The sequence below is a fragment of the Clostridium sp. K04 genome, from assembly GCF_019734375.1.
In the GTDB taxonomy this organism is placed as follows: domain Bacteria; phylum Bacillota; class Clostridia; order Clostridiales; family Clostridiaceae; genus Clostridium; species Clostridium saudiense.
Genome location: NZ_JAASHD010000007.1, coordinates 59,455 through 73,441, shown reverse-complemented (window position 1 = coordinate 73,441; position 13,987 = coordinate 59,455). Strand labels below are relative to the sequence as shown.

The following is a 13,987-nucleotide window of genomic DNA, read 5'->3' as shown; positions in this document are numbered from 1 at the left end:
CATTTATATTTATATATTGTTAGCAACTATAAATTGATGTTTTCCACGTTTTTTTGCTTCATACATTGCATGATCAGCACTTTCAATTAAATCAGACATAGTAGTACAGCTTGTTATATTCATTGTTATTATACCAATAGAGCATGATAATAGTTTTTCGTTGGGGATAGTGATATCTTTCATCAAGATTTTTGATATTCTATCACTAAAGCCAATATATTTTTCTAAAGAATTATATATGTTATTTGCCACTGATAAAATTTCTTCATTAGAATAATCTTGTAGTAAAAGTAAAAATTCATCTCCACCGTATCTAATAGGTGAATTATGTTTAGGCGTTACAGAGTTGAGTATTTCTGCAAACCAAATTAATACTTGATCCCCAATTTTATGTCCAAAAGAATCATTGTAGTATTTAAAGTTATCCAAGTCGATATAAAATAATGTTACAGTATTTGAATCATTAGGATTATAATCTAATAAGTTTGAAAGTCTATTATAAAATCCTTGTCTATTACAAATTCCAGTTAGCATATCTGTATAAGCACTTTGTAATAATTTTTGTTGTCCTTCAATTCTTCGAATAGTTTCAAATAACTGTTTAGTTGTTAAGTTTATTAAGCGTAAAAATTCATTGTTAAGTGTAATTTCATTATTAATCATTTCTCCAGAGGATTTAGTTAAGCATAAATAAGAGGCTTTTAATTTATTATCCTTCAAAATAGGAATAAAAATAAATGAATGTATATTTGAGTTTATTAGTAATTCAATTTTGTTAATAAAAGACTTTAATTTATTTGTCAATGACGTTGAATGATTAGGATAAACAAAACCTTGTTTATAATCTGATAATAGTGAAATAAGTTTTGGTAATTTATTATTTATATTATCGTCATTACTTGAAGAATAAATTAAATCTATAGTTGAATTTTCGTGTAATAACATAAACGAATAATCTAATGCAAATCTACTTTCAATTAAGGACATAGAACTTGATAAAACTTTATCTAAATCATCTAAAGAAGATAAGTTCTCTTGGAAAAGATTTAAAAAGTTTATTTCATCTACTTTTGAATTTAATTCATTTAAAGATGCTTGTTGTTTAGCAGCTTCTACTACCCAATTCATTGATGATGGATCATGAGGTATTTGAATTGGATTAGGATCATTACCTTCAAGAATAGAAAGATAGTAGTTAAAATTATTTTCTCTACAGTATCTTATTCCATATTCTTTATACTTATTAGCTTCATTAAAATTACCTAATTCAGTTAATAAAGAATAGTATTCATAATTAAATTTAGGTAATAAACATTTTAAAGATCCTTCAAGTAAACCAAGATAATAGTTAGCTTTTTCAAAGAATGATTTAGCTTCTATCAATTTATTTTCTGTTTTTAATAAAAGACCTTGTAAAAAATTTGATAAAAAGAATTCATCATCATCATCTTTAAAGAATTTAATTGTAGCATCTTTACATTGAGTCTTCATGTTTGATAAAAATGAATACGCTTTATAGTAATTTCCTAAGTAAAAATTATTTAATCCTACAATTCCATATAATCTAGTTAATGTAGTCAAACGTAATCTATCTACTTTTAATACGTTTAATATTGATAAACAAATGTTAAAGCAGTCATTTGCTTTTGTATATTGATTAGAAAGAAGAAAATTAAATCCTTTATTAAAAATAGTCATACATATTTCATCAAAATTCCAATTATATCTCAAATTTAATAATGCCAAATCGTAATAAGAGTTAGCTGTTATATAATCTTCATTTGTTAAATAATAATATCCTATACCATTATAAGTTTGAGCTAGTCTAAAATAATCTTTCATTTCCAATAATAAAACTTCAACTTTTTTATAATAAGTTATACTTATATTATAAAAACCTCTTACAGCGTAAACTAAAGCAGTTTTTAGATAAGAAGATAATATACAATTTTGATTATCTAATTCAAGTGCTAAGCGTCTCCCTTCGTTAGAATATGATATCTTTTTATCTTCAGGACCTGAATATTCAATTTCATAGTAGGAATGAGTTAAAAAATATGCAAGCATATTTTTTCGCTTATATTTTTTTGCAAGATAAATAAATTCATTAGCAAAATTAAATTTATTTAAATTTGTTCTATATTTAGCAAATTCATTAATCCAAAATATTAAAGAATAGGAATTAAAAATAAGCTCTTCGTTATTTAGTTTTTTTGAAAGTGTATAACTTTGTTTTGATAATGTTTCGGCTAAAGAAAATTTTTTCTTTAATATATTAATCATAGAAAGCTTTTGAATTGCTATGAGTCTAAAATAGTCATTTCCATTTTCTAATGAAACATTTGAGAGTAATTCGTAATATTTTAAGCTTTCATCATAATTTTCTAATAAGCAATATGTATTTCCTAATTTCAATAAAGTTAGGTATAATTCCTCTAAAGTGTGTTTTGAATTATTTTCTTTTATTAAATCATAATTTATTTTATAAAAATTTAGAGCTTCCTCTAAAGCAAAAAAATTATAGTAATTATCGCCGTTAAATAAATTATCACTATTATTTAAATTTATATAATTATTATCAGAGCTTTGAGTTTTATTTATTAAAATTTTATTAGAAAACTCAAGTAATAAGCCGTCTAATTCTAATAATTGAATTAAGTCGTCAAAATTGCTTTGAAAATTTTCGTTATAATAATGGTAATCATTTAGTGTAAGTATTATCTTAAAGTTATTATTGGAAGAACTAGTAAATAACCATTTGAGCCAGTTTATGGTAGATATAGGTGCATAATTTATATTTTCTAAAGTAATAAGTAGTGTTTTTTTCTTACCATAGTAATTAAAAAAATTTAAAAACTCTGTGAAAAATCTCGATTTTTCATATGCGTAGTCAAAGGGTAAAATTTCTTCTATTCTATTTGCTTTACCATTAAAAATAAAACTTTTGAATAATTCTTTATGTGCCGGATATACAGATAATTCATTCATTAAATAATCTAAGTCTTTTTTGGTATTCGTAAAGTTTTTTATTAGTGAACAAAATGGTGAATACGGTTCCAAAATGGGGTAGAACTTATAGTCTGTATAAAAAGTATTATATTCTGAATTTGAAGATTTATTTAAATAATTTAAGTTTGAATCGAAGGATTGTCCATTTTTTTTAATTAAAAAAATACTTGCTTCATTTCTTTCAATTTCTTTTAAAATAGATGAATAGCGACCAATATCTATATTTAGCATAATAACCTCTCAATAAAAAAATAAAATTAGTGTTTAATGTGGAATTATAGTAATTATAAAGTATTTAGTATTTAAATTTAATTTTAAAAATATAAAAAAATTAAATTTACAATTAAATTCCATGATATTTAACCAGTAATATATATTATATCATATTATTTACAAAAATTAATCATTTATTAGATGAAAAGAGATAAAAAAAACACGATTTGAATAGTATATATTAGGAAATTTATTTTAAGGAGTAATTATGAAAAATAAAAGAGATGAAAAAGATTGCACATTAACCACTGATAATGGCATTCCTATTTCTAATGATACAAGCTCTTTAACTGTAGGGGAGGATGGTCCTGTTTTATTAAAAGATACCAATTTAATTGAAAAGCTTGCTAGCTTTGATAGGGAGAGAATACCGGAAAGAGTAGTACATGCAAAAGGATCTGCAGCTTATGGATACTTTGAAGTAACAAATTCTATGAGAAAATATACAATAGCTAAGGTTTTTACAGAAGAAAATAAAAGAGTACCTGTTTTAGTAAGATTTTCAACAGTTATAGGTTCAGAAGGTTCTGCAGATACAGCGAGGGATCCAAGAGGATTTGCAGTTAAATTTTATACTGATGAGGGGAATTACGATATTGTTGGTAATAATTTACCAGTATTTTTTATTAGAGATGCTTTGAAATTTCCAGATATGATTCATGCATTTAAACCAGCGCCAGACACAGGAGTAACTGATTTAAACAGGTTTTGGGATTTTATTTCAGTTAATCCTGAATCAACAAATATGATAACATATGTATATTCAGATCTGGGGACTATAAAAAGCTTTAGAAAAATGGAGGGATTTGGGGTTAACACATATGTCTGGGTATGTCCTATGGGAAAGAGAAGGTTAATTAAATATCACTGGAAGCCACTTTTAGGTGTTGAAACAATAGATAGAGATAAAGCAATTATGTTAGCAGGAATAAATCCAGATATAGCAAGACAAGATTTATATGAGTGTTTAGCTAGAGGAGAAAAAGTTAAATATGATTTATATGTTCAAATTCTAGAGTTGGATGATATTGATAAGCTTAACTTTGATGTTTATGATGCTACAAAAATATGGCCAGAAGATAAAATTCCATTAATTAAAGTTGGAACTATGACATTAGATAAAAATCCAGATAATTTTTTTGTAGAAACAAATCAAGCTGCATTTGCACCTTCAAATTTGGTACCAGGAATTGAGGCTTCAAATGATAAATTATTACAAGGGAGATTATTTGCATATAGGGATACTCAAAGGCATAGATTAGGACCAAACTTTAATCAACTTCCTGTTAATGCTCCAAAAGTTAAGGTTTGTAATTATCATCAAAATGGTAATATGAGATATAGAGGAAATCCTGGACATGTTAATTATAGACCCAATATGCTTGACAATAATAAACCAAATTTGGCAAAGGATATAGCAAGTCAACATATTTGTTTGAACGGTGAAGAAGTAAGAAAGGTGATTGAAAAGGCTGATGATTTTACTCAAGCTGGAGAAAGGTATAGAAGCTTGTCAAAAAAGGAGAGAGAACATTTAATATATAATATTTTATGTGATTTAAAAGAAGTAAATAGAGAGATTCAGGAAAGATTAATTGCTAATTTTACAAAAGCAGATAAGGATTTTGGGGAGTGTATAAAAAAAGGGTTAAAAATTAAAGATTAAAAATGTGAGGACTTTAAAAATAAGGTGAAAAAGCTTTAACTTGTTCTAGCTTTTTCACCTTATTTTTAATATTCATCTATTCCAAATCTGCTTAAATAAGCAAATACTCCGAATGTAAATATTATTATTAATATATTTTTAAAATAAAATAAATCTGTTAGTAAATACTTATTTGCTAAATTTAAAATTAAGAAAATTAAAATTCCTATTAAAGAAAAAATAATTATATTAAATAAAGATAAATTTAATTCAATGTGTTTTTTTATTTCATGTAAATTAATTATTAAATTTAAAGTTGAAGTAACAAATATAGTAATTACGTAAGAAAAAATATTTATACTAGGTATAGCTGTGAAAAAGTATAAGCATAGTATTTCGGTAACAGAAACTATTATTGAATTTCTTAATATAATACTTTGTCTGTTTAGTCCATTTAATATTCCCACCATTGTATTTGAAACAAAAAATATAGGTGCTGAAAGTGAAGATAGCTTAATGTATAATCCTAAGTCATCTCTATGATAAAACATCTGTCCAAGAGAATCTGGTATAAGTTGACAAATTACTGTTGTTGCCATTCCTAATAGAAAAGCAATTTTTAAAACCATTCTTATTCTTACGGAGGCATTGTAATATTCACCATTGCTTATAGTTTGTGATAAATCAGGTACGAGAAGCGTATTTATTGAATTTACAACAATTAAGGGAAAAGTAACTATAGTTAAGGCCATTCCATTAAATTTACCTATTAAGTTTAATGCAGAACTATAATCTAAACCAGAAGCAACAAGCTGTCTTGGAACAACTAATGTTGAAATTGTTGAAAAAGCATTTCCTAAGAATCCATTTAAGCATAAAGGTAATGAAATTATAAGAACATTAAATAATAATTGAGCTTTTCTTTCAGGTTTATCGTGACCTATAGGCATTCTTTTTTTTGTATATCTAAAATAAATATAAAGTAATAAAAGACTTTGCAATTCTCCTATAGCTAGTGACACAAATGCTAATGTTACTATTGAAGTTAATGTTTGAGCTTTAAACATATATATAAGTAAAGTTATGGTTATTATTCTCATTGCTTTTTCAGATATGTCAATTATAGCAGGAACAGTGATTTTGGATGTTCCGTAGAAAAAACCTTTTAATATATTTGAAAGTGCAATAAAAACCATGGCTGGACAAGTAACTCTTATGGCATTTAAAGTTCTAGGATCCTTAATTCCATATTTACTTATGTAAGGTGCAAGAAAAAATACTATAATTCCAATAACCATTGCCCATATTATGTTAAAAAAAGCAACGGATCGAATAGTTTTAAATAAATTATTATATTCTCCATTAGCTTCATAAATAGCGGAACGTTGAGAAATAGCTGCAATTATTCCAGCAGTCATTAAGCAAATAAATAAGTTATATACTGGCATAACTAAACCATAAATAGCAAGACCTTCAGGACCTGCAATATTTCCTAGATACATAGAAAAAATAAATCCGAGTATTCCGGTTGTAATGTTAGAAGCAGTTAAAAAAAATGAATTTTTAAAGAAATTATCTTTTTCCAAATTATTTTCCTCCTTTTGTAGATATTTATTAAGCAAAAACATATGAATACTAATTAAACAATTTACCAATATTTAATAAAGTTGAATTACATTAATACTTATTCAGTAGAATAAAACAATATGATATTAAAGAGCATTATTTAAATATAAGTAATATTTTGTTATGTAAAAAAATAAATTTATTATGAAGGGGTGAGGCTTATGAAGAAATTTTTGCAATGCATAATTTTATCAGTTGCGATAGTTAGTATTTCTTTTGGAATTTATAAATTTAGCAAAGGGTATGATCTTAATTTAATTTATAAAAATATTGATTGGTCAATTACAAATAAATCAGTAGAGGGAGCAGTATCATTTACGTTTGACAGAGCTAATAATTTGTACATAGCTTTTAAAGATACAATAAAAGTAGTTAATGAAAGTAATAATGAAGAAGTATTAATATATGATAAGTCGTTAAATATATATGATATTGCTTGTAGTGGAGATTCTATAATTATAGCTACGGATAATAGAGTAATAGCTTATGATCTATCTAATAAGGAATTTAGAGATATAGTAACTGGATTGCCTAATTTAGGAATTAATAATAAAACTAATATTACTTTAAAAGATGAATATTTATATATAACTATAGGTTCAAATACAAATGCAGGAATTGTAGACGAGGGAAATAAAAATGAAGATATTGCATCTTTCGAATGGGTATCAACTGGTATTGGATATAATGGAAATTATGGATTTACTAAATTTGGACAAGTAGTGAATTCAGGGGAAAAAATAAAAGAAGGTATGTTAAGTAATGCTTCAATATTAAAATACAATTTAAATACTGGAAAGCTTTCGACTTATGCAACTGGAATTAGAAATGTTGAAGGAATAGCTACAAATAGTATGGGTGAATTAACTGCAATTGTAGGTGGAATGAATGAAGAGGGAGGAAGAGAAGTAAAAGATGATGTTGATTATATATATGATATAAAAGAAAAGGCATGGTATGGGTGGCCTGATTTTAGTGGTGGAGACCCTATTACTTCTCCAAGATTTTCTGATGGAACTAATAAATTATCATATATTATTGAAAATCATCCAACAGAGACACCATTGCCACCTAGATATCAACATAATAGTTTACAATCCCTAAAAGGACTAGCTATTGATTATGAAGGAAAGTGTTTTCCAAAGGATACTGTAATTTTTGCTGATAATAAAGAAAATTGTATATATGTATTAACTGAATTAGGAACTTCAAAAGCTATCGTAAGTTTAGATAAAAATAGCTATATAGAAAAAATACGTTATAATAATTCAAGTATATATTTATTAGATAGTAAAGCGGGATGCATATATAAGATTCAAGGAGAAATAAATAATAGTTCATTTAATTTACCAAATATAATTTGGATTTTTATTGCTATATTGGTAATTGCTATTGTAATGACTATTATATATAAAGTTAAAAATAAGAGAAAAAATAAATAAAATCCTAAAAATATCTTATGGGAATTCCATAAGATATTTTTTTGTATTATTATATATAAATAAGGAAAGATAAAAGCTTAAATACCAAAAGAAAAAATAATTGTTAAAAATGATTTACATAAGTTGAAAATAATAATAATAAAATTTATTAAAAGAAAAATAATTTATAAAAGGGAGAGTAAATATGGGAAAAACAATTATATTAAATTTAAGTGGTGTTAAGTTATTAGGTGATGTACTAGACGTTGGTGAAAGCTACGGAGTAATTTACAATATTTCTAAAGATACAATTGACGAAGTTTGTGTTGATCTATTAGAAGGAAGTATAGATGAAAAAAGTATACAAGGTGAGTATGATGTATGCACTATATTCTTTTACTTAAGTAATTTATGGAGAGAATCAGCTCGTGTTCAATTGATAAATGAAGTAAGTAAATTAATAAAAGTAGGTGGAGAAATATATATTTGGGATATAAATAAAGAGATGGGAGAAGTATCAAATAATAAGGTGATGGCAGTATTACCATCTGGTAAAATAAAAGAGTTTGAGTTTAAAAATTTAAACCCTATTTCTACATCAAATATAGATAATGCTAAAAAAATGTTAGAAAATATGTATAGTATTAAGGAAGAGAAGCTTTGGGAGGATATATTTTTCATTAGGGGAGAAAAAATAAAGTAACGAAAGGAAGAAGAAAGTGAAAGTTTTATTAACAGCAATTAACTCAAAATTCATTCATAGTAATTTAGCAGTGAGGTATCTAAAAGCATTTACTGAAGACATGGATTATACATGCAAAATTAGGGAGTTTTCAATTAATGATAGGGATGAAAAAGTACTTGAAGAAATTATAAAGGAAAAACCTGATGTAGTTGCTTTCTCAACATATATTTGGAATGTTGAGATGGTGAAAAGATTATCTAATCTTATAAAGATAGTAAATAGTGATATAAAAATTTTATATGGTGGCCCAGAAGTATCTTATGATAGTTTAAATATATTAAAGGAACTTAATGGTGATTATTTAATTGAGGGAGAAGGAGAAAAAACATATAGAGAATTTATTGAATATTGCCTTGGGAAAAGAGAGATTAGAAGTATAAGAGGATTATATTTTAAAGAAGGCAATGAAGTAATAGGAAATGGTAATAGACCTCTTATGAGTATGAATGAAATAGTTTTCCCATATAAGATGGATGAAGATTTAGATAATAAGATAGTGTATTACGAGGCATCAAGGGGCTGTCCATTTAACTGCAAATATTGTCTTTCATCAACAACTCATGGAGTAAGATTTTTAGATATTGAAAGAGTAAAAAAAGAATTGCAATTTTTCATAGATAAAAAAGTAAGACTTGTTAAATTTGTAGATAGAACTTTTAATTGCAATTTTAAATTTTCAACAGCTATATGGGAATTTTTAATTAATGCTGAAACAAAAACTCAATTTCATTTTGAAATATCAGCAGACATTTTAAAACCACAAGAATTAGAATTGCTTAGAAAGGCACCTAAAGATAGATTCCAATTTGAAGTAGGAGTTCAAACTACTAATGATGATGTATTAAATAGAATTAATAGATTTGTTAATTTTAGTGATATTAAAGAAAAGGTTGTTGAATTATTAGAAATAAAAAATATAAAACAGCATTTAGATTTAATAGCAGGATTACCAGGTGAAGACATAGTATCATTTAAAAAATCATTTAATGATGTATATAGTATTGAACCTGAAGAAATACAGTTAGGATTCTTAAAGCTTCTTAGGGGATCTTCTATGAGAGAAGAAGCTGAAGAGTATGGAATGAAATATTCACCATATCCTCCATACGAAATTATTTCTACAAAGGATATTTCTTATGATGAGCTTTTAATATTAAAAAAAGTAGAAAGTATGGTAGATAAATATTATAATTCACAGAAATTCAATAACATAATAAAAATATTAGTTAAGTGTTTTGATACTCCTTATGATTTTTATTTAGAATTGGGAAATTACTTTGATAAGAAGGGATACTTCGATAGAAATATAGGTAATAGTGAATATTATAAAGTATTTTTAGATTTCAATATGGAAATAACAAAACTAGATAATAAAATATTACGAGATATAGTAAAGTATGATTACTTAATGTTTAATAAAAGAAGAGGGATGCCAGAATTCTTAGGAAAAGGAGTAGGTAAGGAAAAAGAAAATGAATTTAAAGATAGATTAAGAGAAAAATACTCCTTTAAAGATTATTATGTAGAGGGTTTTTGCATAGATATAAACAAATATATAAAAACTGGTGAAATAGAAGAAAGAGAATCATATTTCTTATTTGGATATGATGGAGACATTATAGAAATTGATAATTTAGTTAACATAAAAGAAAATAAGTAAATTACAAAAAGAAAATAAGTAAGTAAAAAATATAATAAATAGATAATTATTACAAAATTAAAGTGTTGTTTAGGAAATGTTAACAAAAAAAAGTTGAAAAATTGTAAAAACCGTGTATAATTAAAAAAGAGATAAAAAGTAATTAATACTATATTAAGTATTAATATTTATATTATCCAACTTGTATATAGTAAAGGTGGTGAGACTTTGGCATTAGAAGCAATTAATGAGATAAAGGAAGCTGAGAAAAAGGCTGAAATGATAATTTCAGAAGCTAAACAAAATGCAAAAGAAATTGTTAGCGGTGCTACTAAAGAAGCAGATATCAAATATGATGAAATAATAAGCGAAGCAAAAGCAAAAGCTAATAACTTATTAAATGCTGCTTTAGAAGAAGGAAATAGCAATGCAGAACCGATCTTAAAGATTGGAGAAAAAGAAATAGAGGCTATACGTAATATGTCTCAAGATTTAAAAGATAATGCTATTAATATAGTTGTTGAGAGGATAGTGAAGATTCATGGCAATAGTTAAGATGAACAAATTCACTTTGCTTACTTTTGAATCTAAAAAAGAAGAACTTCTTCGTAGATTACAAGGATTTTCAAATGTAGAATTTATAAATCTACAAGATGAAAATTTATTAGAAGCTAATGAAGAGTTAAAAAATCTTAATAAAGACGAAGTAGATTCAAATATTGCAAAGTATGAAGAAGATTTATCAAAGGCTAAAACTACTCTAGACTTTTTAACTCACTATATGCCTAAAAAGTCAGGATTAAAAGCATTAGAGGATGACAAGGAAAACTTAACTATTGATGAATTAGAAAATGCAGTTAAGAACATAAACTGGAACGAAATTTATTGTAAAGTTAAGGAGAAGGAAGATGAGCTTCACAGCATAGAAAGCAAAATTACTAAGCTAGAAGGCGAAATTGAAGTTTTAACTCCATGGCAAGCCTTAGATATTTCTTTTGAAGCTCTAAATGAGCTAAATATGGTGTCAACTTTCGTTGGAAGTATTTCAAAGCAATATGAGGGACAACTTAATGAAAGTTTAGATGCTGAATATGTTGAAATTATCTCAAGAGGTAATAACGATATAAACATATTAGTTGTGTCTTTAAAAGAAAGACATGATGAAGTATTAAATCTTTTAAGAGGATTTGGATTTAGTTCATTTAAATCAGAGTTTGATGAAATACCACAAGTTGTTATAACAAATCATGCTCATGAGATAGAAGAATTAAAATCAAAAATATTCTTCGTAAAAGAAGAAGTAGCTTCTTTTGAAGAAGACTATAAGAAAATGAAATTAGTTTATGATTATCTTACAAACATAGTTTTAAGATATAAAGCTTCAAATAACTTCTTAAGAACTACAAACACTGTTGCTATTCAAGGATGGTGTGAAGTAGAAAAGAATGAAGAATTACAAAAGATATGTAAGGAAGCTTTAAATGACGACTATTATATATCATTTGAAGAAGTAAAAGAAGATGAAGTTGATGCGGTTCCAGTTAAATTAAAAAATGGATTGCTTAACAAAACATTTGAATCTGTTACAGAGATGTATAGTTTACCAAAATATAATGAAGTAGATCCAACTCCATTATTAGTGCCATTTTATTTAATATTCTTTGGTATGATGGTTGCTGACGTTGGATATGGATTAGTAATGTTAATAGCTGCCTTCTGTGCAATGAAATTCTTAAAATTAAATAAGAAAAATGAAGATTTTGCTAGATTCTTCTTATTCTTAAGTATACCAACAATAGTTATTGGTTTAATATACGGATCATTCTTTGGAGATGCAGTTAAAATACCAGGATTAATAAATCCAACTGAAGATGTTAATACACTTTTAGTGGCTTCTATAGTATTTGGTGTTATACAAATATTCTTTGGATTATGTATAAAAGCATATACGCTTATTAAAGCAGGAAAACCAAAGGATGCATTTTATGATGTTGGTTCATGGTTAATTACTTTAATTTCTATTGGAGTATTAGCAGGAACTATAATGCTAGGATGGCCATCAATAGTTAAATACATTGCTATAGCAGCTATGATATTTGGTATGCTTGTAATAGTATTAACTGGTGGTAGAGCAGAAAAGACAAAAGGTGCTCAAATAGGTCAAGGTTTATATTCATTATATGGAATAACAAGCTATATTGGTGACTTAGTTTCATATACAAGACTTATGGCATTAGGTTTATCAGGTGGATGTATTGCAGGAGCATTAAACTTATTAATGAAATCATTAACTGGCCCAGCAATAATATTATTACCATTTGTGTTTGTAGCAGCTCACGTATTTAACTTATTATTAGGTTTATTAGGAGCATATGTTCACACAGCAAGATTACAATACGTAGAGTATTTCTCAAAATTCTACGAAGGTGGAGGAAAAGCATTTACTCCATTTAAAGCATCAGAAAAATATATGAATTTAAAGGAAAATTAGGAGGATTTGAAAAATGAATACATGGATACAATTTTTTATGGAAAATAATGGTGGTTTAATATTTGCAGCTTTAGGTGTTGCATTAGCAGTTGGTTTATCAGGTATAGGTTCAGCTAAAGGTGTTGGACTAGTTGGGGAAGCGGCTTCAGGATTAGTTACAGAAGAACCAGAAAAGTTCGGTAAAGCATTAGTATTAGAATTATTACCAGGTACTCAAGGTTTATACGGTTTCGTTGTTGGTTTCGTTGCTTACACTAAGATGTCATCAGGAATGTCTTTAGAACAAGGTTTATACTTAATAGGTGCTTGTTTACCAATCGCTTTAGCTGGTTTATTCTCAGGTATAGCTCAAGGTAGAGTTGCTGCTTCAGGTATCCAAATATTAGCTAAGAGACCAGAACACAACACAAAAGGTATCATCTTATCAGCAATGGTTGAAACTTACGCATTATTAGGATTCGTTATATCATTCATGTTAGTAAGTATGGCAATGTAATTAATACATGCAATATTATTAGCATCATAAAGATTGGAGATATAGATTATGTCAAATGTAAAGAATATAACTTCTAAAATCCTTAAGGATGCAGAAGCTGGAAAGGAAAATATCTTAGCAACTGCTGAAGAAGAAAAGAATAAAATTCTTTCTAAAAAAATAAGCAGTGCAAATGAAATTGCACAAGAAATTTTAGAAAAAGCTGAAGTTGAAGCAAAATCTAAAAAAGAAAGAGTAATTTCTAGTGCTAAATTAAAAGTTAGAAATAACAAATTAGCAGCTAAGCAAGAAATTATAGATGAAGTTTTCGAAAAGAGTATAGATAAGTTAACAGAATTATCTAAAGAAGAATTCTTAAACTTTGTTAAAAATACAATTTCAACAATGAATTTAACTGGAAAGCAAACATTAATTTTAAATGAAACAGGGTTAAAGTTTGTAGATGCAGCCTTCATTGAAGAATTAAACTCAAAGGTAAAAGCACAAATCACTTTAAGTGAAAAAGCTGGTAATTTTAAAGGTGGTTTCATCTTAGAAAATGAAGGTATAGAAATAAATAGCACTTTTGAAGCTCTAGTAAGCTCATTAAGAGATGAGTTAGAGTTCGAAGTGGCGCAGGTGTTATTTAGTTAAGGAGGGGTA

General features: G+C 26.5%; 10 protein-coding genes. 8 read left to right on the top strand and 2 right to left on the bottom strand.

Going from position 1 to position 13,987, the window contains the following annotated elements:
* Nucleotides 1-9 precede the first annotated feature (9 nt).
* Complete coding sequence (locus tag HCG70_RS04710; RefSeq protein WP_221697514.1) at nucleotides 10-3,240, bottom strand: GGDEF domain-containing protein; 3,231 nt, start codon at nucleotides 3,238-3,240, stop codon at nucleotides 10-12.
* A gap of 250 nt (nucleotides 3,241-3,490) precedes the next feature.
* Between HCG70_RS04710 and HCG70_RS04705 the strand changes: the two genes are divergently transcribed.
* Entirely contained in the window at nucleotides 3,491-4,948 is a 1,458-nt protein-coding gene (locus tag HCG70_RS04705) for a catalase (RefSeq protein ID WP_042396211.1), read from the top strand.
* A 65-nt stretch (nucleotides 4,949-5,013) separates the two neighbouring features.
* Here HCG70_RS04705 and spoVB read toward each other — a convergent pair whose 3' ends face one another.
* The gene (gene spoVB / locus HCG70_RS04700) at nucleotides 5,014-6,513 is read right to left on the bottom strand and encodes a stage V sporulation protein B (RefSeq protein WP_042396209.1); all 1,500 of its coding nucleotides are present in this window, start codon (nucleotides 6,511-6,513) and stop codon (nucleotides 5,014-5,016) included.
* A 201-nt stretch (nucleotides 6,514-6,714) separates the two neighbouring features.
* Between spoVB and HCG70_RS04695 the strand changes: the two genes are divergently transcribed.
* The 7 genes from HCG70_RS04695 (at nucleotide 6,715) to HCG70_RS04665 (ending at nucleotide 13,978) form a co-directional block, all read left to right on the top strand.
* A complete protein-coding gene (locus tag HCG70_RS04695) occupies nucleotides 6,715-7,995 on the top strand; it encodes a hypothetical protein (protein ID WP_042396207.1) in 1,281 nt (426 codons plus the stop codon).
* 184 nt (nucleotides 7,996-8,179) lie between these two features.
* The gene (locus tag HCG70_RS04690) at nucleotides 8,180-8,677 is read left to right on the top strand and encodes a hypothetical protein (protein ID WP_221697513.1); all 498 of its coding nucleotides are present in this window, start codon (nucleotides 8,180-8,182) and stop codon (nucleotides 8,675-8,677) included.
* Nucleotides 8,678-8,693: 16 nt separating this feature from the next.
* A complete protein-coding gene (locus HCG70_RS04685) occupies nucleotides 8,694-10,379 on the top strand; it encodes a B12-binding domain-containing radical SAM protein (protein WP_195948821.1) in 1,686 nt (561 codons plus the stop codon).
* A 207-nt stretch (nucleotides 10,380-10,586) separates the two neighbouring features.
* Nucleotides 10,587-10,913, top strand: a complete 327-nt coding sequence (locus HCG70_RS04680; protein WP_042396199.1) for an ATPase — start codon at nucleotides 10,587-10,589, stop codon at nucleotides 10,911-10,913.
* Entirely contained in the window at nucleotides 10,900-12,849 is a 1,950-nt protein-coding gene (locus HCG70_RS04675; RefSeq protein WP_055291919.1) for a V-type ATP synthase subunit I, read from the top strand. The genes HCG70_RS04680 and HCG70_RS04675 overlap by 14 nt, the downstream gene beginning before the upstream one ends.
* 13 nt (nucleotides 12,850-12,862) lie before the next feature.
* The gene (locus tag HCG70_RS04670) at nucleotides 12,863-13,345 is read left to right on the top strand and encodes a V-type ATP synthase subunit K (RefSeq protein ID WP_042396194.1); all 483 of its coding nucleotides are present in this window, start codon (nucleotides 12,863-12,865) and stop codon (nucleotides 13,343-13,345) included.
* Between the two features lie 48 nt (nucleotides 13,346-13,393).
* On the top strand, nucleotides 13,394-13,978 hold the full coding sequence (locus HCG70_RS04665) for a V-type ATP synthase subunit E (protein ID WP_042396192.1): 585 nt from the start codon (nucleotides 13,394-13,396) through the stop codon (nucleotides 13,976-13,978).
* Nucleotides 13,979-13,987: the final 9 nt, after the last annotated feature.